We start from the raw sequence: 23,019 nt of genomic DNA on the forward strand, positions 1-23,019 counted from the left end.
GGGCCAGGGAGTGACATTCGATGAGTGATTATGACGGGACCTCGAGCGCGCCGCTCATCGACCGGCCCGAGCGGACCGGTAATCTGTGGCTTCTCATCGGCCTGGTGTTCGCTCTGCTCGGCGCGGCCGCATCGTTTGCCTTCATGGAAAAAGCGGAAGCCCAGCCCTTCGTGCTGGGTATGCTCGGCATTCTTGCCGTTGTCGGCGTGTTTTGCCTGTTTGCCGGCGCCATCGGCTTCCTGCGAGTGTCCGGGCGGGCAAGCGAAGCTAATCCGGTAGCCGCCTCCTTTCTGGCCGGCCTTGACGATGGGGTTCTGGTCACCGATCCGGAGGGGCGGCTTGTTTACGCCAATCAAGCTTATGCCGATATCACGGGTGCCGAGGACGCCGCCGATATCCGGGTCGTCGAACGCGTCTTTTCAAGCGACCCGGATGCCGCCGACGCCATCTACCGCCTGTCCCAGGCCATGCGGGAGGGCCGTCGGGCCCAGGAAGAAATCCGCATGCCGTTCCCGCTTGGCAAACAGGAGGGGGCCCCGAGATGGTATCGCGTCGCGATCCGTCCGCTGGTGATTGCGCCGGCCGGGCGTGAAAAGCAGCAGCACCGTCTGTCCGTCTGGCAGCTTGCCGATATCACCCGGGATCGCGCGGACCAGGAAAACTCGTTTCAGGAACTCCAGCGGGTCATCAATTTTCTTGACCATGCACCGGCGGGGTTCCTGTCCTGCGACGGCGACGGACAGCTTGTTTATCTGAACGCCACCCTGGCGGATTGGCTGGGCTATGACCTCGCCCAGTTCGAAGTTGGCGATCTTGCCTTGTTCGACATCGTGCGCGGCGACGGCTCGGAATTGATCTTGTCGGTGAAGGGACAGGCGGGAGAGGTCAAGAGCCACACGTTCGATCTGGATTTCGTTACCCGGTCGGGCCGCGGCTTGCCGGTGCGTTTGCTCCACCGGGTCCCGTTCGGTGAGAACGGTACCCCGGGCGACAGCCGCACTCTCGTGTTGAACCGTTCGCGCGGCGAGGAGGCCTCGGAAGCCTTGCGTGCGGCGGAGGTCCGGTTTGCCCGCTTCTTCAACAACACGCCCATCGCGATTGCCTCTCTCGATACTGAGGGCCGGGTGCTGCGCACCAATGCACCTTTCCTGAAGCTGTTCGGTGCCGTCGATACGAGCGACGAGGGATCCAAACTCCAGGATTATGTGGCCGATAGTGGCCGGGAAGACCTTTCGAAGGCTCTGTCGGCCGCATCCAACGGCATTACCGAGATTGCGCCGATCGATATCCCGCTCCACGAGGGCACCGAGCCCCGTTCGGCAACGTTTTACGTCTCGGCCGTCCAGGAAGGGGAAGGCGACGGGGAAGCGGCGATCGTCTATGCTCTGGAGACCACCCAGCAGCGGGCGCTTGAGGCGCAGTTCGCCCAAAGCCAGAAGATGCAGGCCATCGGCCAGCTGGCTGGAGGCGTCGCCCACGATTTCAACAATGTTCTGACCGCTATCATCGGATTTTCGGATCTCCTGCTTGCAAGCCACCGGCCGACCGACCCGTCCTTTCAGGACATCATGAACATCAAGCAGAACGCCAATCGCGCGGCGGGGCTGGTGCGCCAGCTGCTTGCCTTTTCCCGCCGGCAGACCTTGCGCCCCCAGAAAGTCTACCTGAACGACGTTCTGGCCGATCTGTCGATTCTGCTCGACCGGCTGCTGGGCGAAAAGGTGGAGTTGCAGGTCGTTCACGGCCGGGACCTTTGGCCGGTCATGGCCGATCTGAACCAGCTTGAGCAGGTGATCGTGAATCTGGCGGTCAACGCCGGCGACGCGATGAGTGATGGCGGGCGTCTGATCATCCGCACCACCAACGTGTCGGAGGACGCCTCCACCAAGTACGACAACACGCGCGGCATGCCGCCGGGCGAATATACCTTGATCGAGGTTGAAGATACGGGGCACGGGATTCCCGCCAATATCATGGAGAAGATTTTCGACCCGTTTTTCTCTACCAAGGAAGTGGGAAAGGGGACCGGGCTCGGGCTTTCCACGGTCTATGGCATTGTCAAGCAGACCGGCGGTTTCATTTTCTGCACCAGTGAAGTGGGGCAGGGGACGGTTTTCCGCATCTTCCTTCCGCGTCATATCCCCGACGTCGAAGAGGTCAAACCACCGGTTTCCGAGGCCGAGCGGGAAAAGGTCGCGGATCTGACCGGGTCGGCATCGATCCTGCTGGTGGAGGACGAGGAAGCGGTGCGCGCCTTCGCCGCCCGGGCTCTGGCCTCCCGTGGATACCAGGTCCACGAGGCGGGCTCGGGCACGGAAGCGCTGGAGGTGATGGAGGAGACCGGCGGCAATATCGATCTCGTTGTCTCCGATGTGGTCATGCCCGAAATGGATGGCCCCTCGCTGCTCGTGGAATTGCGCAAGACGCGGCCCGATCTCAAGATCATTTTCGTCTCGGGCTATGCGGAAGACGCGTTTGAGGAAAATCTGCCGGAGGACGAAAAATTCTTCTTCCTGCCCAAACCCTTCACCCTCAAGCAACTGGCGACGACGGTGAAGGAAGTGCTTGAAAGCTCATGATGTGCCAGGCCAATGGCGCGCCCGCGTGAAAGCATGGTGTCGGCAGCCTCCTGTCTCATGAGGGGTCAAACAAGCCAGACATGAGGACCGCGGTCGCGTGTTCGTAGGTTTCGCGGTCTTCTCCATTGGCGATCGCAAGGGCTGCCCGGTCAAAGGCTGCGGACAAGAGGTCTGACAAGGGGGCTATCGGGGCATCTGCGAGTAAACCGGCAGCTTGGGCGTGCCGTAGGGCTTCGGTAAGCGTGCCTCCTCCGGTTTTCAGGTCAATATCTCGCATGACCTCAACCCCAAGAACGGCGGGGCCTTCCAACAGGAGAAGCTGTGCCCGTCCGGGGGTCTGCATGGCTTTGAAGTAGGCTTTCGCGCCGGACAGAAATGCCTCCAGGGGGCTTCTTTCTGCGCCTGCGGTCTGCCGGATGTCCTCGGCAACGGTCTGTGCTTCTGCTTCCACCACCGCGCGCAGCAGCGCGGCCTTGTCCTCAAAGTGATGATAAAGAGCTCCACGCGTCACATTTGCGGCTTTGACGATGTCTGGCGTGCTGGTGTCCGCGTAGCCGTTTTCAGAGAAAAGCAATCTTGCCGCGGTCAGTAGGGCCGCGCGGGTATCCGCCCTTCGGTCGGCTTGGGATCGGCGTCGTGTTTCTTCTTGCATACATGCGGCCTGTATGTTTATGTTCTTTAACATACATACGGTATGTATTTTAAATGGATCCGGCAAGTGCAACCCCCCATGACCTTTCAAACCGTCACCCGAGGCTCGTGTGAAAGGTCAATGTTGGCATGGCGCAAAAGGCAGAAAGGTGTCGAAATGAAATGCTCACAGTACTATCCGGTTATCATGACCGACCGTGTCCCGCAGACCGCACGATTTTTCATCGATCACTTCCGATTTCAGAAAGCCTTTGAGGCAGACTGGTATGTCCATCTCCAGTCTGTGGAAGACGACAAGGTGAATTTGGCAATCCTCGACCGGGCGCATGAGACCATCCCTGTGCAAGGACGCGGTCAGGGGGCGGCGGGTCTGATCCTGAATTTCGAAGTGGAAGATGTCGATGTGATCTATGAAAAGCTCAAGGACGCCGGGCTTCCCATGCTTTTGGAACTGCGCGATGAGCCTTTCGGCCAGCGTCATTTCATCACCGAAGACCCGAATGGCGTGCTGATCGACGTGATCAAGCCGATCCCGCCTAGCCCGGAGTTCCTGGCCCAATACGCGCCCGAAGCTCTGCCATCATAGGGCAATTCCCGGTCGGGTCGATCGCGGTGTGTGCCAAACTTGTCAGCAGATGCGCCGGACCAGCGCATAAGCCCCCGACCCCGTGAAGGGGCCCGAGGATCTCAACCGGTCAGCATGGGGCAGCCGCTGGCGATCTCCGCCCTGCTCTTGAGGCCCTGCAGGCTTTCCATGGTGTTTGGATTGCCTGGAAGGACAAAGCTCTGTTCAAGAGCGGTCCTGGCGTTGTTGATAACAGCCAGATCCTGGACCGCCAGCGTGTTGCAGGCCACGCCCGTAAACCGGACCCTGATCCGAATGACCCGGTTGCCGTTGTCGGAAGGGCCGAATTCGGCGTCGAGCGCGGGGTTTGCTTCCGTGAGGGTGCGCTCCATCACAACCATATTCGGCTGATCCTGAACGACCGCCGTGCCTCGTTCCGTCGCGCTTTGAACCAGGGCGGCCCGGACTTGTTCCGGGCCGGCCGCGATCCGGACACTTTGGGCACCGGCGGGCACGGTCAGTTCCGGTTGCTTGGGACCGCTCGCTTGCCGCCCCGTATTCGATTGACAGGCCACAAGGGCGATAGCGGCGGCGATGACTAGAACAGGTCGCATCATGGGAAAGCGGGCGCTCCTTTGGCCTGGCTCATGGGGTGCGGCAGCAATACGGCACATGCAACACCGCTATCCTTAAAAATGTCCTACACCCGGCGCAACGGGGCGAAGAGAAAGCAGATTGGACGATCAAAACTTCCCACCCGTCTTGAAACCACCGCCGCCGAACCCGCCGCCCGTCCGGAAACCGCCGGATCGTCCGCCAAACCCGCCGCCCGTCCGCAAGCCGCCCGTCCTTGGACTGCCTGATGACCGGCCGCCAAGACCCTTGCCGCTAAAGCCGCCGCCCATGGAACTGGGCAGGCCGCTGCCTTGCGGAAATGCAATGCGCCCGCCTTTCGGCTTGCGCCTGCGGTGTGCCTTCTCCGCACGCCGCCAATAGTCGGCGCCCGTTATCGCGCCCTTGACCAGTTCGCCAAGCAGGACAGTGGTGAGGCTGTCGTCGGTGAAGGTGGTTTCCCACTGATCATACCCCTTTCCACGAAACTGAGAGATAACCTGGGTTAATTCCGCCCGGCGCGACGATATATTGCGCTGAAGCTCGCGATCCTGCCGGATCTCGCGGGAGATCTGTTCCATCCGCTCGCCGAGATCCTCGATATGGCGCACGATCCGCTCATCCTCGGGAGACGGAGTTGCCAAGGCTTCCGCCCACAAGTCCCTGAGGTCATCGCCTTCCAGCGATTTCGCCAGATGCGCCTCGGCTTCCCGATAGTCGGGATCGTCGCCCGTCGCGTAGTTCTGTAACGCGCCGGAAACGGTTTCGATCTGGCCGTTCAGCGCGTCCAGCTTCGCGTCGATCTCGGCAATCTGACCGCCTAGGGCCTCGATCTCGCCAACCAGGTCGTTGCCCGCCACCCGCTCGACCGCCTGCCGGCTGAGCTGCGAGAGCCGCGCCTCTTCCGCATCGGCTAAGTCCGCGCACCGCTCCGCATGGGTCGCGAGACGCTCTGGAAGGGATGTGAGCATGGCATAATTCGCGCGGGCATCGTGGAAGCCGATCAACCCGCCGACCCAACGGTCCAGGGACCGGACAAGCCCCCTCTTGTCGTAGGACGGCGTGCCAAATCCCCGTTCCCACAGATACATGAAAAGGGGATCGGCCTCGTAGGCCTTGCCCTTTTCCGCGCGGTCCAGAAGCGCCGTTTCGGCTTTTTCAGCGGCCGCCTCGGCCGTCGCCGCCGCCTTCAGGGCCCTTTCACGCTGGGCCAGAAACCCCGCATCGCCCTCAAGAATGGTATCGACGCTGTCCATCAGCTCGTCCATCCGTTCTTCCGCGGCCGTTTGCTGATTGGCCAGTTCCGTCCGTTGTCTTTGGATGTCTTCGCGTTCGGTTTCTTTGCGCCGCAGGTTTTCCGCCAGCGTTTTCCGGTCGGATGCGCGTTTCTCCAGAAGTTTTCGCGCCTCCAGGGCCGCCGAATCGAGCCGGATGTCGAGTTGTTCGATACTCTGGGTATCGAGGCGGAAACGCGCCAGTTCCTTATAGGCTTCGCCCTGACGGGTTTGAAAATCGGCAAAAGCCCTTGTCCCGCGTTCTATTCGCGTTCCGAGCTCCGCTTCTTCCCGGCGCAGGTCCGCAAGCGCGGCTTCAATCGCACTCAAGGTTTGGCGCCCTGTCAGCATGGTGCCCCCCGTTCAATCGCCAAGCCCCAGCCCCTTACCATTGGGTGATCGCTCCTTCTCCCACGCCCGGCTCCCAGTCGATCTCCAGAGAACCGCGCGCTTTCCTGCCAAGCAGGGAGGATTGCACAATGCCGTCCGCCATCTTGTCGTCGCGTATGCGCTCATAGAGCTCCTTGCTTACCCGTTGACCCCATATTTCGACGGTTCGGGCGGTGCCGTTTTCCTCGGAGGTGACCGACCGGCTGACCGGCGCTCCGTCGGGGCCGATTGCCTCCACAATCAGGTAGTAATTCGCCCCTTCCCGGTTCACATCGGGGATCCGTTCGACCCCGGTCGTGGTATCGGGGCGGGAGACGATCCGGACCTCAAAAACGGAATTGAGCTCCGAGGCAAGGGCTCGGAGATCCGCGACTGCACCGCGTGCGGCCTCGGCCTGTCCGTCCTGCGCCGCGATCCGCCCCGCCGCGGCAAGGCGTTCTGCCTCATCCAGCACGCCGGGTTCCCCTGTGAGGCCGTTAATCCTGTCTGAGAGTGCGGTGATCGCTTGGGGGATTTCAGTGCTCAGCTCGGCCTGAAGGGCAGCGGCGGCCCGTTCCTGAGGCCCGACCACAAGGAACTGCCAGGCGCCCACGGCCACCACCAGGGCGACAATCGCCCCGGCCGCCCATTTCGACCACGCCATCCGGGTGATGTAGATCTGCGCGAGAAAACGCGAAAAGCCGGTTTGAGGCGGTTTATAGACAAACCGGTCCTGCTTGAGGCCCTCGACCCCCTCCATGAGAATACGGTCAGGAACGTCGATCCCTTGTGCGGCGTAGATTTCCTTGAGACGGGCGATCATGTGCGCGTCCCTGTCGCCAGAAGCAATTTCCCGTTCGATGACGGCGTCTTGATGGCGCAACGTGTCGACCACATCCATCGCCATCATGAGATCGTCGAGAGGAGCCTGCGTCTTGTCTGACATTCGCTGTTTCCACGAAGCTTGGCGTTCGTCCTGTTTCCGATGGGCCGCTTGCCGGTACGATAGAACATAGGGCATTTCGAAAACGCCCGGCAGATGGTCCAAACTTCAAAAACCGCGCGGTCTTTGGGCGGCAGTTTTCCCGCCTATCGCCCGCTGATCCAGCCGGTCTGGATTGCGCGGGGCCGGCCGGCCCGCGCATCCAGTCTGTGCTTTGCGGTCAATGGGCCAGGGCATTGCCCTCGGCTGCCAGTTTGGCAAGCCGGCGTTTTCCGTCTTCGACCGCGGTGCGGATCTCTTCGGAGTTCTTGGTCGACATGTCCCGCATCTCGTTGATGATCTCGCGGGACTGGAGCTGGAAGTTGATCACCGAATCGACCAGCTTCTTGACCGATGCGGCCTGCACCGTCGGACCGTAACCCGCCTTCAGCGCTTCCTTCTGGACCGTGTCACCGATCTCCGCCAAGGTCTCAAGGCTTTTGTTCACACCCTCTTTCATGGCGTTGAGCGTTTCGGTCGATTCATGCAGGCCCTGAAGACCGGTGAAGGACGCGTTGAGGGCCGTCAGAACGGATTCATTTGTCGAGAAGAAACTGACCGACTGGGCGTAAACCCGCTCCTTGGCATTCGTGGTTTGCATCAAACGCGCCATGATGACTTCAGAGGTGTTGTAACCGATGGTCAGGTTGTCGGCGAGGTCCTTGGCAATCTGATAGCGCTTCTCCTCGTCCTGCATGGCGCGCAGCTTCTCGTCACGGGCCAATTCGAGCCGGGCTTTTTGCGCCGGATCTTCGCCGGTAAAGGCCGCGACCGCGTTGGAGGCCGCTTCCAGTTCCGTCTTGGCGCCGTCCAGATGCTGGTTCGCCTTGGTCAGCAGTTCAAGCGCGGTCACCTCGGCCTGTTTCAAGGCACCGCGGAAATCGCGATAGGCTTCCAGGATGGTTTGCTCACGCTGGATCTGATCCTTGGTCGCTCTCGCCACCTCTTTGTAGGTGTCGCGAATGTCATCGAAGCGGTCGGAAATCGTGCCGCGCCGGAAGTCGCGCCATTTGTTCGAAAGGTTTTCGGTGAAGGAGATCTTTCCGTCCGCGAGTTGATCCACCAGGGATTTCGCATCGTCGCGAATGGAGTTGAAAGCTTCGGTGATTTGTTCGTAGCGCTCGCCGATATCCATCTGCTGGACCTGGTTCCGGACCACTTCGTTGAAGTGGGATGCTTGTCCGAGCGTGCGCGTGATGATCAGCACCTTGTCCGGTGACAGGTCGGAGATCTGTTCCAGAAGCGCATTGATCGGTGCGTCCGCTTCGGTCTCGGGGTTGATCCCAAGATCGCGCAGCTTTGAAAGCGCCTTGTCCAGGTATTGAAGGGGGGTGAGCGACCCCGCCGGTGTTTCTGCCACGTCTGCCATCCAAACCTCCGTCTGGGCGCCTTCCGCGCCGCCCGTTTCCGGCTCCCCGGATCGCCGGTTAACGCTGGGGAGCGGGGAAACTAAGGACAGGCCTTCGCCGGGCTGTCAACGTTGCAAAGGAGCGTTGTGTACAAACGGGCCGCAGTGTTACCCAGGGGCGACAGACAGGCTTGGCTCAGCGCTTGGCCAGGCTGACTGCGATCCGGGCCGCCAGGCGCGCATTGCTGCGCACAAGGGCAATATTGGTCTCAAGGCTGCGTCCGCCAGTCAGCTCGAACATCCGCCCCAAAACGAACGGGGTCACGCTTTTCCCGCTTACGCCCCGATCCTTGGCTTGCCGAACAGCTGTCTCGATATGCCCGGAAATCTCGGTTTGCGGGATTTCAGCTTCCTCCGGCACCGGATTTGCCACCAGGACCCCGCCATGGTCGGAAAATGCGCCGCGCACCTTCAAGAAATCCGCGATTTCATCCGGACTATCCATCCGGTACGGCGCGGCGAGGCCGCTGTTGCGGGACCAGAAGGCTGGAAACTGGTCGGTTCCGTAACCGATCACCGGAACGCCCTTGGTTTCCAGAAGCTCCAGGGTCTTCGGCAGATCAAGCAGGGCCTTGGCGCCGGCGCAGACCACGGCGACAGGCGTCCGGCCGAGTTCTTCAAGATCGGCCGAGACATCGAATGTTGTCTCCGCGCCCTTGTGCACGCCGCCGATGCCGCCGGTCGCGAAAACCGGAATGCCCGCTGTATGGGCGGCCATCATGGTGGCGGCAACGGTGGTCGCACCCGGCTTGCCGGTGGCAAGGGCCAGGGTCATGTCGGCGCGGGACACCTTCATCACATCTTTGGCTTGGGCCAAGCGATCGAGTTCCGCCGGCTCAAGGCCGATCTTGAGACGACGATCCAGGACGGCGATGGTGGCGGGCACCGCCCCGTTCTCGCGAATGTCGGCTTCCACTTTCCGTGCCGTTTCAACATTTTTCGGAAACGGCATCCCATGGGTGATGATCGTCGATTCTAGCGCGACGACCGGCTTGCCGGCGTCCAGCGCGGACTTTACCTCGGTGCTGAAGGTCAGGAAGTCATCTCGGGTCATCGTGGTGCCTCATCCGGAAACATGTGTTGGCATTGAGCGGCGCTCTTAACCGAACCGCCGCCGCTTCGCCAGCCCGGTGTACCGATTGGATACTGGTGGTCGGAAGCTGGGCCGCGGTTCGGGCGGCCAGGCTGAAACAGCCCGGGTCCTGTCACTCTGCTTGGGAACTGATCACTTCCCAGGACAGGCCGGGGGCCACGGACCCTGTGTGTTCAAGCGTCAAGCGGGCGGCTTGCTGGCCAGCGCGAACGGCCATGTCCAGCGGCAGGGTTCTTGCGATGCCGGCAATCGTCCCCGCGATTAGGGCATCTCCGGCGCCCGTTGTGTCCACGACGTCGGCTTTCAACGCCGAAACCCGGGTGCGGTGTTCGTCCTGCGCCAGAAACAGCCCGCCGCCGCCAAGCGTAATGACGACCGAGCGTGGCCCGAGTTCCATGACGCCATCTGCCAAATCGCGAAGCGGGATGTCCGGCAGGCGGTCGCTGCGGGCATTCAGCGCATCCTCTACGAGCACCGTTGCCTCTGATCGGTTCAAAAACACGAGCTCTGCCTGTTGGAGAACAGGGCGCAACCGCCGGACTTTCGCGCGCGACACACCGTCCAGCACAAGGCTGCCCTGTGGCGCCATCTCGGCCACACGGGCCAGAAGTGCGGCGGGCATGTTTGCATCTGCAAACCAGAGCGCTGAATGCTGCCCGGCGGCTGCGGTCTGAAACAGATCGTCGAACAGATCGGCAGGCGCCGTCTCAAGAACTTCGTCGTCCACGCAGGCTGCTGCCAGCGTCCCGTCCGGGTCATGAAATGCGATATAACGCCCGGTTGCGTGGCCGGGCCGTTTGATCAGATGCGCCTGAACGCCGGACCGCCACAGCGCATCGGCCAGAGAATGGCCAGTGGCATCTTCGCCGCAGGCCCCGAACAGGTGGGATTGAACGCCAAGGGGAACCAGCGCGCGGGCCACATTTGACGCGACGCCCCCGGGCGTCGAGGTAAGGCGCGCCGGGGTCGACGTGTCCGGCCGGACCAATTCGCGCGCATGGGCGATCGTGTCCATGTGCACAGCCCCGAAACAATAGACCACTGGCGCCGCCGCGGCGCTAAAGGAAGGATTTTGTCGGGACACGCATGCACTCCTGACCCCTTGTTTCCCGGCTGCCTACCAGCTTGGGTCCGGCCTGACAACTGGCCCGCTGATTCTTCAGGTCACGCGGTCTGTGAGAAGAAAATGACCTAAGGTAATCTAGGTAGGGCCGGCCTGAGAATAAAGCCGGAACATCTGTCGATGACCCTAGCGTTTCCGTGGCAATGATAGGCATTGCGGGATGAGAACAAAAGAGGTACAAAAGAACGGGTTTGAATCGGCGGCCCGTCGTGGAATAAGGATGACAACGCATGTCGCAAAGCTCACTTCGTCTCGTGGAAAGTAGCCAAATGGACAAGACCAAGGCGCTCGATGCAGCGCTCAGCCATATCGAACGCGCCTTTGGCAAGGGATCCATCATGCGGATGGGGCAGGGACAGGCCGTTGAGGTTCAAGCGATCTCCACCGGGTCCCTCGGTCTCGATATCGCTCTTGGTATCGGCGGCCTTCCCCGCGGGCGGATCGTGGAGATCTACGGTCCAGAATCGTCCGGCAAGACAACGCTGGCCCTGCACGCTGTGGCCGAGGCCCAAAAGGGCGGCGGGATTTGCGCGTTCATCGATGCCGAGCATGCGCTCGACCCCCTTTATGCCCGCAAGCTGGGCGTTGATATCGATAACCTTCTGATTTCCCAGCCCGATGCAGGTGAACAGGCGCTTGAGATCGCCGACACGCTGGTGCGCTCCGGCGCGATCGATGTTCTGGTGATCGACTCGGTCGCGGCCCTGACGCCGAAGGCCGAACTGGAAGGCGAAATGGGCGACAGTCTGCCCGGCATGCAGGCCCGCCTGATGAGCCAGGCTCTGCGGAAGTTGACGGCATCGATCTCCAAATCGAACTGCATGTTGATTTTCATCAACCAGATCCGGATGAAAATCGGCGTCATGTTCGGCTCTCCCGAAACGACCACCGGCGGCAACGCCTTGAAGTTCTACGCCTCCGTGCGCCTTGATATCCGCCGCATCGGGTCGATCAAGGACCGGGACGAAGTGGTTGGCAATCAGACCCGGGTCAAGGTGGTCAAGAACAAGCTCGCCCCGCCATTCCGGCAGGTGGAGTTCGATATCGTCTACGGCGAAGGCGTGTCGAAAATGGGCGAGTTGATCGATCTTGGCGTGAAGGGCGGCATTGTTGAAAAGTCGGGTGCCTGGTTCTCCTACAACAGTCAGCGGCTGGGGCAAGGCCGGGAAAATGCCAAGCAATTCTTGCGTGAGAACCCCGAGATTGCCGAGGAGATCGAATTGGCCATCCGCCAGAACGCCGGGTTGATTGCCGAGGCGATCATCGATCCGGACGGTGGGACGGAAGAAGCGGAGGACTGATCCGCTCCGCGTGTCACCGCTCTTCACGTGCCGGGCCCTTCGCGTTCCGGAATCTTGCAAATATCCCCCGGCACCGCGTCCGGGGGATTTTTTGTTGGGTCCTGCCAGGGCGCCCGGATCATTTCCCCGCTGGGCGCAGTTGGTTCGGTCTTAGCCGAAGAACGCGGTGCCAAAGCGCCCGATTGCCCGCCGGATGCGATTTCCTGGCCTTCTGGCCGATGCGCTGTTCTGGACACTGTCCGTGGTGAAAGCTAAAAGGCTGTTCCTGCCATCCTGGCCCTCTGCCTGAATGGCCCGACATCGATTGACGCTGTGCCCCCGCAGCGAAACTGGACCGAGGCAATACCCGCTCATGACCGGCGTAAACGATATCAGATCGACGTTTCTCGACTACTTCGCCAAGAACGACCACGAGATTGTCTCCTCCGGTCCGCTTGTGCCCCGCAACGATCCGACGCTGATGTTCGCCAATGCGGGGATGAACCAGTTCAAGAACGTGTTCACCGGGCTGGAAAAGCGCGATTACAGCCGGGCTGTCACCGCTCAGAAGGTCGTGCGGGCAGGCGGCAAGCACAATGACCTGGACAATGTGGGCTATACCGCGCGCCACCACACCTTTTTCGAAATGCTCGGGAATTTCTCCTTTGGTGACTATTTCAAGGACCGGGCCATCGAACTGGCCTGGACCCTGATCACGAAGGAATACGGCCTGCCCAAGGACCGGCTTCTGGTCACCGTCTATTCCGAGGATACGGAAGCATTCGATCTTTGGAAAAAGATCGCCGGTCTTCCGGACGACAAGATCATCAAGATCCCGACTTCCGACAACTTCTGGACCATGGGTGAAACAGGTCCCTGCGGCCCCTGTTCCGAGATCTTCTACGATCATGGCGACCACATTTGGGGCGGGCCTCCCGGAACCCCGGAGGAAGACGGCGACCGGTTCGTGGAGATCTGGAACCTGGTCTTCATGCAGTACGAACAGACGCCCGAAGCCCGGCTCGATTTGCCGCGCCCCTCGATCGACACGGGCATGGGGATCGAGCGGATCGCCGCCGTCCTCCAGGGTGTGCATGACAATTACGATATCGATCTGTTCCGCGCGTTGATCGCCGCTTCCGAACACGAGACCGGGGTCGAGGCAAAGGGGCCGGCCCGAAACAGTCACCGGGTCATCGCCGATCACTTGCGCTCGACCAGCTTCCTGATCGCCGATGGTGTCCTGCCGTCAAACGAGGGGCGGGGATACGTCCTGCGCCGGATCATGCGGCGCGGCATGCGCCATGCCCACTTGCTGGGTGCGCGCGAACCGCTGATGCACCGGCTGGTTCCGGCCCTCGTCCGCGAGATGGCCCGCGCCTATCCCGAATTGAGCCGCGCGGAGGAACTGATCACCGAAACGCTGAAACTCGAGGAAACCCGGTTCCGCAAAACGCTCGAGCGTGGGCTTGGGCTTCTCGATGCGGCAACGCAGGATTTCTCTGAAGGGGCCCGGCTCGATGGGGAAACAGCCTTCAAACTCTACGATACGTTCGGTTTCCCGCTCGACCTGACCCAGGACGCCTTGCGCAGCCGGGGCATTGCCGTCGACACGGAAGGGTTCAATGCCGCCATGGAGCGGCAAAAGGCGGAAGCCCGTGCGGCCTGGTCAGGGTCCGGCGGGGCGGCGACGGAAGCGGTCTGGTTTGGGATCAAGGACCGGGCCGGCGCGACCGATTTTCTGGGCTATGAGACGGAGCAGGCGGAAGGGGTGGTTGCGGCCCTCGTCGCCGAGGGCGCAGAAGTTCAAACGCTCGCGGCCGGTCAGAGCGGTTCTGTCGTGTTGAACCAGACCCCCTTTTACGGCGAGTCCGGCGGCCAGGTCGGTGACACGGGGTCCATGCGCGCCGACGGCATCCGCGTCGCGGTGACGGATGTCCACAAAAAGGCCGACGGCCTGTTCGTTCACGCGGTGACGGTCGAGGAAGGCCAACTGACGGCCGGTACCGCGCTCGAACTGATCGTGGACCATAAGAGGCGCTCCGCCGTGCGGGCGAACCATTCGGCGACTCACCTGGTGCACGAAGCCCTGCGGGAAGTGCTCGGAACCCATGTCGCGCAGAAAGGGTCGCTGGTGGGGCCCGAGCGTTTGCGCTTCGACTTTTCCCATCCCAAGCCGATGAGCGCCGAAGAACTGGGCATCGTGGAAGCGTTCGCGAACGAGATCATCTTGCAGAATGCGCCGGTGGAAACCCGGTTGATGGCGGTCGACGATGCGATCGAGGCCGGGGCGATGGCCTTGTTCGGTGAAAAATACGGTGACGAGGTTCGGGTGGTGTCCATGGGAACCGCCCTGCATGGCCCTAAGCAAGGTAAGCCGTATTCCCTGGAACTGTGCGGCGGGACACATGTCCGGCGGACAGGCGATATCGGTTTGGTGACCCTGGTGTCGGAAGGGGCCGTTGCAGCCGGCGTGCGCCGGGTGGAAGCTCTGACCGGTGCGGAGGCGCGCGCCTATCTCGACGCCCAGGACAAGCGGGTGAAGGAGATCGCGGCCACGTTGAAGGTCAGCATGAGCGATGCACCGGCCCGGGTGGCCCAGCTGGTGGAGGAGCGGCGGAAACTGGAAAAGGAACTTGCCGATGTCCGCAAGAAGCTCGCCATGGGCGGGGCGGGCGGAGAAGCCGGTGCGCCGGTTCAGGACGCCGGATCCTTCAAGCTTATCGCCAGGATCGTCGAGGGGATCGCGCCGAAGGACCTGAAGGGCATGGCGGACGAGGCCAAGAAACAGCTCGGCTCCGGCATTGTTGTTCTCATTTCCAGGGCCGAGGATGACAAGGCCGCCATCGTGACCGCGGTGACCGCGGATTTGACCGAAAAGGTGAGCGCGGTCGATCTGGTGCGGCTCGGCTCGGAAGCCTTGGGCGGGCGCGGTGGCGGAGGCCGGCCCGATATGGCGCAGGCCGGAGGGCCGGACGGATCGAAGGCCGAAGAAGCCGTTGCCGCCATCAAGGATTACCTGGCCACCCTGTAAGGGCCCGCGTGAGCTGCCGCCCCTGTCCCGGACGGGCGGACCGCCGGTTCGCCTTTCGGTATTTTCGTTCCGGCTCGGTGATGCCGGTGCCCGGCTTCGGCGTGAGCGGTCGCGGGCCGGCCTCCCCGTGCGGGCGTGGGGCAGGCGATCGTGCCCGCAGCGCCGCTTTGGCGCGTGTGTTTGAGCCAAAGCCTTGCTAAGCTCCGGTCAAAACATGGGGCAATCCCATTCACTCATCGATCGTTTTCATGACCGACGGTTCCGTTCCCTTCAAGCGCAAGCTCTACGACCTGTTGGAAGATACGGGCCGGAACCGGATAGCAGCCCGGACGCTTCGCCAGTTCCTGCTGGGCCTTATTGTTGCAAACGTGGCGTTCGCGATTTTCGAAACGGTGCCGGCCATTCAGGCGGCCGATGGCGGCCTTCTGTCAAAGCTGCAGCTGGTGTCCGGGGTCATCTTTTTGCTGGAATATGTCTGCCGGCTCTACGTGGCGGACCTTCATCCGCCGCTGCGCCGGTACAGTCCGCTCAAGGCGCGGATCCGCTACGCCCTCCAGCCGGACGCCATCGTCGACTTGATCGCCGCCCTTCCGTTGATCCTGATCTTCATCCTGCCGAACAACGCGGTCACGGTGGTGGTTATCTTCCGGCTGCTCCGCTTCCTGAAACTGGCGCGCTATTCGCCGGCGCTTAGATCCTTGCTGTCGGCCATTGCATCGGAGCGGCACGCGCTGATGGGCTGCGCGGTGATCGTCTCTGGCGTGATCCTGATGTCGGCGACTTTGATGTATCTGGTGGAGGCCGACGATCAGCCGGACAAACTCGGTTCGATCCCGCATGCGATCTATTGGGCGGTGACAACGATCACGACCGTCGGATATGGAGACGTCGTTCCGGTCACCGAGACAGGCCGTGTCATCGCCGCCTTTGTCATGCTGCTGGGGTATGCGTTGATTGCGCTTCCCGTTGGCATCATCGCCTCCGCCTTCGCCCGCGAAATCCATAGCCGGGACTTTGTCGTGACCTGGTCCATGGTGGCACGGGTGCCTCTGTTCGAAGCATTGTCGGCAGCGGAAATCGCCGAGGTCTCCAAGCTTCTCGAAGCGCAGAAGGTGCGTGCCGGAACCGTTATCGCGGCGGCCGGGGATGTCGCCGACCGGATGTACTTCATCAGCGAAGGTCAAGCGGAGATCCGGCTGCAAGACCAGACAATCTACCTGGATGAGGGCGACTATTTTGGCGAGTTCGCGCTGATCCATCAGCAGCAGCGTTCGGTGTCCGTCCGTGCGCACAGCGATTGCGAGCTGCTCGTGCTGGCGGCGCACAGTTTGCAAGAGTTGATGGATCGCAATCCAAAGCTGACCCACAAGATCCTCAAGGAGGCGGAGGAGCGCACCGAGGCCAAATTGCGGGGCTTCGGCGATCTTGCGGTGGAAGAACTGGAGCAAGCCGACATTGTCTACGAGGAAAACACCGCACCGGAACCAGACCTTTTCCGGCCCGGCCAGAAAGACAGTTGACCTGATGAACCGGGCCTCTGCTTCGGGGCCTTGCGGAGAACTCAATGACCACAACCGCACTTGTTACCGGGGCTTCTTCGGGAATCGGGGCCGCCTTGGCCCGCTTGCACGCGGCCAAAGGGGGAAATCTCCTGCTGGTCGCCCGCAGGCAGGACCGGCTGGACCGCCTCAGGCGCGACCTTGAAACCGACCACGGGGTGTCGGTCCACACCATTGCGATGGACATCGGTGGTGTGGGGGCGGCCGCGCAGCTCCATCGCCAGGTCAAGGAGATGGGGCACTCGATCGGTATTTTGATAAACAATGCAGGGTTTGGCGGTCGGGGGCACCACATCGACCGGGACCTTACGGCCGAACAGGCGATGATCGAGTTGAACATCCTGTCCCTGATGACGCTGACCCGCCTCTTCGCCGCCGACATGGTGGCGGCCGGCGGCGGGCGGGTTTTGAACGTTGGGTCGACCGCCGGGTTCATGCCTGGACCGAAACAGGCCGTCTATTTCGCGACCAAGGCGTTTGTGAACTCGTACTCCCGGGCTCTGAACGAGGAACTGAGGCCGCGGGGCGTGTCGGTCACCGTTCTGGCACCGGGTTATGTCGAGACCGAATTCGCGCAGGTGGCCGATCTGCACGGCACGCATCTCACCCGGTCCGGGGCGACAGCCGAAAGCGTCGCGCGAATTGGCTATCAGGCGATGATGGAAGGAAAGCTTATCGCGATCAATGCGAGAGGCCTGAATGTTGCGCTCAACTGGGTGGTGCCGCTCGTGCCCCGCCGGTTGATGCTCAAACTCGTCGCGGCGCTCCAGTCGAAATCAAGCTAAAGCCTCTTTTCCAGATTCGATTGATCGCGAGGCGATATAATCTGGTTAGGGGAAGTTCCAGGATGGTGCAGGGCCGAGGCGGGCCCTGTTCAGGGCCTTGGCTCGATCTTCAACAGAGTTGCATATTGGTTTTACGGGTCTAAACCTAGAGATGCGGCGTTTGCCGGAAAAAAAGCAGTACCGGCTCTTGGCAAAGGATTGATACCTGCCGGACATGGTGCTCACATGTATCTCGACCGCAACTTGGCCCTTGGTCAAAAGGAGAAGACCCATGTTACTCGCGAAGAGACTTTCCAAAACAGTCATTTTCATGATGTGCCTTGCTTCACCCGCGAGCGCCGCAGAATTTCTGGTGTTTCATCCGAATTCAGGCACTTTGGATTCTCCAAACCCAAGCATGGTTGTTACACAGCACCAGACGGATGAACCGTCCGTGCTGGAGCGCGCGCTTGTTCTTTATTTCGATGGGCCGTCGGAAAATGAGGTTCAACTCGGTGCGATAAGGTCTTTCAAATGTGTCAAGGAAGACGCGTTTGAAAAATATACCTACACGGAGCTGGCGAGCGGAAGCGGCTTTTTCGATTGCGGTTCCAGGGATGTTTTTCAGTCGGTTTCCATTCACGATGGAACGGCCAGGATCAACCTGAAGGGGATGCCCGCCGCCGCGACGAGTGGGCAGTGGCAACAATTCTGGATTCCGCTAAAGCGCACAAGCGAACAGTTCGACACGGTATCGGCCGTTCAGTTACAGGTTGGCGGCGCGGATGTTCTGGGCGGCGAAGGCTGTCCAACCATGTGCTTCATCCTGCCGAAGACAGGCAGCGTGGATCAGGCCTTTGTTGACCGCTGGACACAATAACGCGCCTGAAATGCGCGCCTATTTGCGCCGGGCCGAACCGAACGAGATCGGCTTGGCGCCCGGCCGGGCCTGAACGGGGACAGTTCAACCGGCCTGCGGGCCGACGTGTGCGCCGGTCAGTATTTCGGAACAACGCCAGGTGGCTGGCGGTCATAAAGCGGGTCGCCGTACCAGAACACGTCCGTCGGGCCGATGGCGTAGTCAATGATGTTCCAACGGTCATACTGGAAGCGCAAGAGCGCGTAGGTCTCCGCGCCGTCCATGTAGTCGGCGCTGCCCGCGTATGTTGTGCCGCGCAGGTCGATGATGCCGCCACCCGGCCGCTGCGGGGAAACGTGCACGAACGCCCATCCTTCCGCGGTCTGCATGTAGTTCACGACAAACTCCACCGGCGGATTGAGACGGGCTTCGACCAGAGGCCGGATCGCATTCAAGATGTCCTGCCGCTCCTTTGAGCCGCGGGCCGGTTCGTATGCGGAGGCCGCAATGCCCGGGCTGCAAAGGCTCATCCATGTGAACGCGAAAACCAGGGCCAAAAGGGCCGGAAACCGGTGGGTCGAACGCATTGAAGCCTCCTGAATGGAAAATCACTCAACCATACCGTATTTCCCGCGAGGTGTTGTCGCGTGGCTGCAAGAAAAAAGGGCCCCCGGTGTGCGGACGCCCCCAAAACCGCCGACACCCCCTGTTTCCGTCATCCCGGATGCAGCGCAGCGGAAATCCGGGATCGGGTTTCAAAGAGATCATGCTTTTAACACTCCGCGTTGCAGTTCTCCGATCCCGGCTCGCACTTCGTTTGGCCGGGATGACACTGTATTCTGTGCGGGTTTGTCATTAAACTGAGGGCGCCCGGTGCGCGGACGCCCTCTTTCGGAAGGATGACGTGTCCGGAAACGGCGGGCCGCTATCCCATCGCCTTTTGCAGGTTCTCGTCGATCTTGTCGAGGAAGCCGGTTGTGGTCAGCCAGCTTTGATCCGGGCCGACAAGAAGCGCCAGATCCTTGGTCATGAAGCCGCTTTCGACGGTGTCGATGCAGACCTTTTCCAGCGTTGCCGCAAAGCGGGCGAGCTGGTCGTTGCCGTCAAGCTTTGCCCGGTGGGCCAGGCCGCGCGTCCAGGCAAAGATCGACGCGATCGGGTTGGTCGATGTGCTTTCGCCTTTCTGGTGCTGGCGGTAATGACGGGTGACGGTGCCATGCGCCGCCTCGGCCTCGACGGTCTTGCCGTCCGGGGTCATGAGGACCGACGTCATCAGGCCGAGAGAGCCGAAGCCTTGAGCCACCGTGTCGGACTGCACATCACCATCATAGTTCTTGCAAGCCCAGACATAGCCGCCCGACCATTTCAGCGCGGACGCCACCATGTCGTCGATCAGCCGGTGCTCGTACCAGATGCCCGCGTCCGCGAACCTGTCCTTGAACTCGGCCTCGTAGATCTCCTGGAACAGGTCCTTGAAGCGGCCGTCATAGGCTTTCAGGATGGTGTTCTTGGTGGACAGGTAGCAAGGCACTTTCCGTCCAAGGGCATAGTTCATCGAGGCGCGGGCGAAATCTCGAATGGAATCATCGAGATTGTACATGGCCATTGCCACGCCGGCGCCCGGCGCGTCGTAGACTTCGTGCTCGATGACCTCGCCGTCCTCACCGGTGAAGGTGATCGTGAGCTTGCCCTTGCCCGGAAAGCGGAAGTCCGTGGCCTTGTACTGGTCGCCGAAGGCGTGGCGTCCGACAATGATGGGCTGGGTCCAGCCGGGGACCAGACGCGGCACGTTGCGCATGATGATCGGTTCGCGGAAGATCACGCCGCCCAGGATGTTGCGGATCGTGCCATTCGGCGAGCGCCACATCTTTTTCAGTCCGAATTCCTCCACCCGGGCCTCGTCCGGGGTGATCGTGGCGCATTTGACGCCAACGCCGTGTTTCTTGATCGCATTCGCGGCATCAACGGTCACCTGATCGTCGGTGCGGTCGCGCTCTTCCATGCCTAGGTCGTAATAGTCGAGCGGAAGATCCAGATAGGGATGGATCAGCTTGTTCTTGATGAACGCCCAGATGATCCGGGTCATTTCGTCGCCGTCGAGTTCAACAACCGGGTTGTCTACCTTGATTTTTGTCATATGCCATGAACCTCGTCTTGGGCCGCGCGTCCCGGCTTACCGCGTTCGGTTTAAGGAACGATGTCAGGGCGATAAATCCGGCATAGTTTTGTTCTTCTCAACAAGACGGGCCGAATTTGTGCCTGATCCCGTGCATTTCGCCGTGAAACGTGCCGGCTGCAATTATTGTGCGCAATTGTATACAATACTTCTGTGCGAGGCAAGGAGCCATTTTTCCTGCGGGTACGAACTGGATGCGCTTGCGCAATAGGCATCACCGTTTACGATCTTGTCAGGCAAGCGATATTTGGCAGAGCCACCTCTGCCAGTGAGCACGGTGAGGGAGAGGGGAATGGACAAGAAGGTGATCGACAAGAGCAAACTGCCCAGCAGACACGTGGTCGTGGGGCCACAAAGGGCGCCACACCGTTCATTCTACTATGCAATGGGCCTGACACGCGATCAGATCAACCAGCCCTTTGTGGGTGTTGCCAGCTGCTGGAACGAAGCCGCGCCTTGCAACATCTCGCTCATGCGTCAGGCGCAAGCCGTGAAGAAGGGTGTCGCGGCTGCCAACGGCACGCCGCGTGAATTCTGCACTATCACGGTGACCGACGGCATCGCCATGGGCCACGAGGGCATGAAGGCATCGCTTGTCTCACGCGACGTGATCACCGATTCGGTCGAGTTGACCATGCGCGGCCACGGATATGATGCGTTGGTGGGCCTGGCGGGTTGCGACAAATCCCTGCCTGGAATGATGATGGCTATGTGCCGGCTCAATGTGCCCTCGGTGTTCATCTATGGCGGGTCCATCCTGCCGGGCCAGTTCCGGGGCCGTCCCGTGACGGTGCAGGACGTTTTCGAGGCGGTTGGCATGCACTCGGTCGGCAACATGTCGGACGAGGACCTGGAAGAGCTGGAGCAGGTTGCGTGCCCGTCTGCAGGCTCGTGCGGTGCGCAGTTCACCGCCAACACAATGGCGACCGTAGCCGAGGCCATCGGTTTGGCGCTGCCCTATTCTTGCGGCGCTCCGGCGGCCTATGAGTTCCGCGATCAGTTCTGCGCCATGTCGGGTGAAAAGGTGATGGAGCTCCTGGCCCGCAACATCCGGCCGCGGGATATCGTCACGCGGGAAGCCCTGGAAAACGCAGCGACTGTCGTTGCGGCGTCCGGCGGGTCGACCAATGCCGGGCTGCACTTGCCGGCCATCGCGCACGAATGCGGCATCAAGTTCGATCTGTTCGATGTGGCCGAGATCTTCAAAAAGACGCCATATATCGCCGACCTGAAGCCGGGCGGGAAATACGTTGCGAAAGATCTGTTCGAGGCCGGAGGCATCCCGCTTCTGATGAAAACGCTGCTGGATGAAGGCTTCCTGCATGGCGACTGCATGACCGTCACCGGCCGCACGATCGCCGAGAACATGGCCGGCGTGAAGTGGAACGAGCATCAGGACGTTGTGTACAAGGCAAGCACGCCGATCACGCCGACCGGCGGTGTCGTCGGTCTGAAGGGCAATCTTGCGCCGGACGGGGCGATCGTGAAGGTGGCAGGTCTCGCCAACCAGAAATTCAGCGGACCAGCGCGCTGTTTCGACAAGGAAGAGGCCTGTTTCGAGGCCGTGAGGAACAAGAACTACAAGGAAGGCGAGGTGCTGGTGATCCGCTACGAGGGGCCGAAAGGCGGGCCCGGAATGCGCGAGATGCTGGCAACGACCGCCGCACTTTACGGCCAGGGAATGGGCGACAAGGTGGCGCTGATCACCGATGGCCGGTTTTCCGGCGCGACGCGCGGGTTCTGCATCGGCCATGTCGGCCCGGAAGCGGCCGTCGGTGGGCCGATCGGACTTCTTCAAGATGGCGATATCATCGAAATCGATGCCGTCGAGGGGACCTTGAACGTCCAGCTTTCCGATGAGGAACTCGAAGCCCGCCGCGCGAAGTGGCAGCCGCGCGAGACCGACTATGGGTCCGGTGCGATCTGGAAATTCGCGCAAACCGCGGGGCCGGCTCGGAATGGCGCCGTGACCCATCCGGGAGCCTTCGGCGAAAAGGTTGCTTACGTCGATCTGTGACCGGAACGGGGCTTGGGCTTGATGCTCCGGGTCTTTACCTTGGTTGCCGCGTGTCGTCAGCACAAAACAATGAAGACACGTGGTGGCCGGAGAATTCGGCTCTTGGGCAGACAGCCGGGCGGGATTTTTGGCAGCCGGCCCTACAGGATCACGTATCCTCCCGCCCGTGCCGAAACCTGTGCCGCCGCCTATGATCTGGTCTGGGGCCGTGCCCGTTTCAATCCCGGCGTACGTGCCTGCTCAGGGACTGACCTGGAAACCCTCGTGCTCGGCACCGTGGAGCCGTCAGCTCACCGGCCTGGATGTTTGAAATTACGGAGATGATGTCATGGCGATTGCCGTTTGCACCACGACCGGAACGCGGGAAGAGGCCAGGGCGATTGCCCGGGCCTGTGTCGAGGCCCGGCTGGTTGCCTGCGCGCATCTTGATGAAATCGAAAGCTGCTTCTTCTGGGATGGGGCCATGCAGGAGGAGCGGGAGGTGCGGGTCATGCTCAAGACAATCGAAGAGTCCTATGACGCGGTTGTCGACATGATCCAAAAGCACCACTCCTATGAAGAACCGGCCATCTACGCCTTCAAGATCGACGTCGGCAGCGCGTCGTATCTGCAGTGGATCTTGGACAATTCTTGTGGTGCTTGAATGACCGGATGGCGTCAGTGTACCGGGCAAT

Annotated in this window: 18 protein-coding genes; 9 read left to right on the forward strand and 9 right to left on the reverse strand. The window is 61.3% G+C overall.

Features of this window, described 5'->3' with window-relative positions:
* Positions 1 to 20: 20 nt before the first annotated feature.
* Positions 21 to 2,579, forward strand: a complete 2,559-nt coding sequence (gene cckA, locus F0184_RS03525; RefSeq protein WP_150494492.1) for a cell cycle histidine kinase CckA — start codon at positions 21 to 23, stop codon at positions 2,577 to 2,579.
* 55 nt (positions 2,580 to 2,634) lie between these two features.
* Here the strand turns inward: cckA and F0184_RS03530 are convergent, their stop codons facing one another.
* Positions 2,635 to 3,231: a TetR/AcrR family transcriptional regulator gene (locus F0184_RS03530; protein WP_150494665.1), complete on the reverse strand. Its 597-nt coding sequence runs from the start codon at positions 3,229 to 3,231 to the stop codon at positions 2,635 to 2,637.
* A gap of 156 nt (positions 3,232 to 3,387) precedes the next feature.
* Between F0184_RS03530 and F0184_RS03535 the strand changes: the two genes are divergently transcribed.
* The gene (locus F0184_RS03535; RefSeq protein WP_150494493.1) at positions 3,388 to 3,816 is read left to right on the forward strand and encodes a VOC family protein; all 429 of its coding nucleotides are present in this window, start codon (positions 3,388 to 3,390) and stop codon (positions 3,814 to 3,816) included.
* 101 nt (positions 3,817 to 3,917) lie between these two features.
* Here F0184_RS03535 and F0184_RS03540 read toward each other — a convergent pair whose 3' ends face one another.
* The 6 genes from F0184_RS03540 to F0184_RS03565 all read right to left on the reverse strand — a co-directional run bounded on the left by F0184_RS03540 (position 3,918) and on the right by F0184_RS03565 (position 10,617).
* Positions 3,918 to 4,412 carry a hypothetical protein gene (locus F0184_RS03540; RefSeq protein ID WP_172971973.1) on the reverse strand — a complete coding sequence of 165 codons (495 nt, stop codon included), beginning with the start codon at positions 4,410 to 4,412 and terminating at the stop codon, positions 3,918 to 3,920.
* Positions 4,413 to 4,538: 126 nt separating this feature from the next.
* Positions 4,539 to 6,032 (reverse strand): hypothetical protein, encoded by a 1,494-nt coding sequence (locus F0184_RS03545; protein ID WP_150494496.1) that lies wholly within the window; start codon positions 6,030 to 6,032, stop codon positions 4,539 to 4,541.
* A 34-nt stretch (positions 6,033 to 6,066) separates the two neighbouring features.
* The gene (locus F0184_RS03550; protein WP_150494498.1) at positions 6,067 to 6,996 is read right to left on the reverse strand and encodes a DUF6384 family protein; all 930 of its coding nucleotides are present in this window, start codon (positions 6,994 to 6,996) and stop codon (positions 6,067 to 6,069) included.
* A gap of 217 nt (positions 6,997 to 7,213) precedes the next feature.
* Entirely contained in the window at positions 7,214 to 8,401 is a 1,188-nt protein-coding gene (locus F0184_RS03555) for a cell surface protein (RefSeq protein WP_150494500.1), read from the reverse strand.
* A 175-nt stretch (positions 8,402 to 8,576) separates the two neighbouring features.
* A complete protein-coding gene (locus tag F0184_RS03560; protein ID WP_150494502.1) occupies positions 8,577 to 9,494 on the reverse strand; it encodes a pseudouridine-5'-phosphate glycosidase in 918 nt (305 codons plus the stop codon).
* 151 nt (positions 9,495 to 9,645) lie between these two features.
* The gene (locus F0184_RS03565) at positions 9,646 to 10,617 is read right to left on the reverse strand and encodes a PfkB family carbohydrate kinase (protein WP_150494504.1); all 972 of its coding nucleotides are present in this window, start codon (positions 10,615 to 10,617) and stop codon (positions 9,646 to 9,648) included.
* Positions 10,618 to 10,886: 269 nt separating this feature from the next.
* On the opposite strand from F0184_RS03565, the gene recA reads away from it, so the two are divergent.
* The 5 genes from recA to F0184_RS03590 all read left to right on the forward strand — a co-directional run bounded on the left by recA (position 10,887) and on the right by F0184_RS03590 (position 18,173).
* Positions 10,887 to 11,957: a recombinase RecA gene (recA, locus tag F0184_RS03570; RefSeq protein ID WP_150494506.1), complete on the forward strand. Its 1,071-nt coding sequence runs from the start codon at positions 10,887 to 10,889 to the stop codon at positions 11,955 to 11,957.
* A 352-nt stretch (positions 11,958 to 12,309) separates the two neighbouring features.
* A complete protein-coding gene (gene alaS, locus F0184_RS03575) occupies positions 12,310 to 14,970 on the forward strand; it encodes an alanine--tRNA ligase (RefSeq protein WP_150494508.1) in 2,661 nt (886 codons plus the stop codon).
* 248 nt (positions 14,971 to 15,218) lie between these two features.
* Positions 15,219 to 16,490 carry a cyclic nucleotide-gated ion channel gene (locus F0184_RS03580; RefSeq protein WP_150494511.1) on the forward strand — a complete coding sequence of 424 codons (1,272 nt, stop codon included), beginning with the start codon at positions 15,219 to 15,221 and terminating at the stop codon, positions 16,488 to 16,490.
* A 44-nt stretch (positions 16,491 to 16,534) separates the two neighbouring features.
* Positions 16,535 to 17,314 (forward strand): SDR family NAD(P)-dependent oxidoreductase, encoded by a 780-nt coding sequence (locus F0184_RS03585; protein WP_150494513.1) that lies wholly within the window; start codon positions 16,535 to 16,537, stop codon positions 17,312 to 17,314.
* 214 nt (positions 17,315 to 17,528) lie between these two features.
* Positions 17,529 to 18,173 (forward strand): hypothetical protein, encoded by a 645-nt coding sequence (locus F0184_RS03590; RefSeq protein ID WP_150494516.1) that lies wholly within the window; start codon positions 17,529 to 17,531, stop codon positions 18,171 to 18,173.
* Between the two features lie 116 nt (positions 18,174 to 18,289).
* Here F0184_RS03590 and F0184_RS03595 read toward each other — a convergent pair whose 3' ends face one another.
* Both F0184_RS03595 and F0184_RS03600 read right to left on the reverse strand, forming a co-directional pair.
* Positions 18,290 to 18,739 carry a hypothetical protein gene (locus F0184_RS03595; protein WP_206668291.1) on the reverse strand — a complete coding sequence of 150 codons (450 nt, stop codon included), beginning with the start codon at positions 18,737 to 18,739 and terminating at the stop codon, positions 18,290 to 18,292.
* A gap of 338 nt (positions 18,740 to 19,077) precedes the next feature.
* Entirely contained in the window at positions 19,078 to 20,289 is a 1,212-nt protein-coding gene (locus tag F0184_RS03600) for an NADP-dependent isocitrate dehydrogenase (protein ID WP_150494518.1), read from the reverse strand.
* Positions 20,290 to 20,620: 331 nt separating this feature from the next.
* Between F0184_RS03600 and ilvD the strand changes: the two genes are divergently transcribed.
* Both ilvD and cutA read left to right on the forward strand, forming a co-directional pair.
* Positions 20,621 to 22,345, forward strand: coding sequence for a dihydroxy-acid dehydratase (gene ilvD, locus F0184_RS03605; RefSeq protein ID WP_150494521.1), 1,725 nt, complete (start codon positions 20,621 to 20,623; stop codon positions 22,343 to 22,345).
* A gap of 328 nt (positions 22,346 to 22,673) precedes the next feature.
* Positions 22,674 to 22,988, forward strand: coding sequence for a divalent-cation tolerance protein CutA (cutA, locus tag F0184_RS03610; RefSeq protein ID WP_150494523.1), 315 nt, complete (start codon positions 22,674 to 22,676; stop codon positions 22,986 to 22,988).
* Positions 22,989 to 23,019 lie beyond the last annotated feature (31 nt).

This window comes from Roseibium aquae, from assembly GCF_008711285.1.
In the GTDB taxonomy this organism is placed as follows: Bacteria; Pseudomonadota; Alphaproteobacteria; order Rhizobiales; family Stappiaceae; genus Roseibium; species Roseibium aquae.

Coding starts and splice junctions, on each gene's coding strand:
- ilvD (WP_150494521.1), top strand. CDS start 20,621: ATGGACAAGAAGGTGATCGACAAGAGCAAACTGCCCAGCAGACACGTG.
- F0184_RS03535 (WP_150494493.1), top strand. CDS start 3,388: ATGAAATGCTCACAGTACTATCCGGTTATCATGACCGACCGTGTCCCG.
- F0184_RS03545 (WP_150494496.1), bottom strand. CDS start 6,032: ATGCTGACAGGGCGCCAAACCTTGAGTGCGATTGAAGCCGCGCTTGCG.
- F0184_RS03550 (WP_150494498.1), bottom strand. CDS start 6,996: ATGTCAGACAAGACGCAGGCTCCTCTCGACGATCTCATGATGGCGATG.
- F0184_RS03555 (WP_150494500.1), bottom strand. CDS start 8,401: ATGGCAGACGTGGCAGAAACACCGGCGGGGTCGCTCACCCCCCTTCAA.
- F0184_RS03590 (WP_150494516.1), top strand. CDS start 17,529: ATGGTGCTCACATGTATCTCGACCGCAACTTGGCCCTTGGTCAAAAGG.
- F0184_RS03560 (WP_150494502.1), bottom strand. CDS start 9,494: ATGACCCGAGATGACTTCCTGACCTTCAGCACCGAGGTAAAGTCCGCG.
- recA (WP_150494506.1), top strand. CDS start 10,887: ATGTCGCAAAGCTCACTTCGTCTCGTGGAAAGTAGCCAAATGGACAAG.
- F0184_RS03580 (WP_150494511.1), top strand. CDS start 15,219: ATGACCGACGGTTCCGTTCCCTTCAAGCGCAAGCTCTACGACCTGTTG.
- cckA (WP_150494492.1), top strand. CDS start 21: ATGAGTGATTATGACGGGACCTCGAGCGCGCCGCTCATCGACCGGCCC.
- F0184_RS03600 (WP_150494518.1), bottom strand. CDS start 20,289: ATGACAAAAATCAAGGTAGACAACCCGGTTGTTGAACTCGACGGCGAC.
- F0184_RS03595 (WP_206668291.1), bottom strand. CDS start 18,739: ATGCGTTCGACCCACCGGTTTCCGGCCCTTTTGGCCCTGGTTTTCGCG.
- F0184_RS03540 (WP_172971973.1), bottom strand. CDS start 4,412: ATGATGCGACCTGTTCTAGTCATCGCCGCCGCTATCGCCCTTGTGGCC.
- alaS (WP_150494508.1), top strand. CDS start 12,310: ATGACCGGCGTAAACGATATCAGATCGACGTTTCTCGACTACTTCGCC.
- F0184_RS03585 (WP_150494513.1), top strand. CDS start 16,535: ATGACCACAACCGCACTTGTTACCGGGGCTTCTTCGGGAATCGGGGCC.
- cutA (WP_150494523.1), top strand. CDS start 22,674: ATGGCGATTGCCGTTTGCACCACGACCGGAACGCGGGAAGAGGCCAGG.
- F0184_RS03530 (WP_150494665.1), bottom strand. CDS start 3,231: ATGCAAGAAGAAACACGACGCCGATCCCAAGCCGACCGAAGGGCGGAT.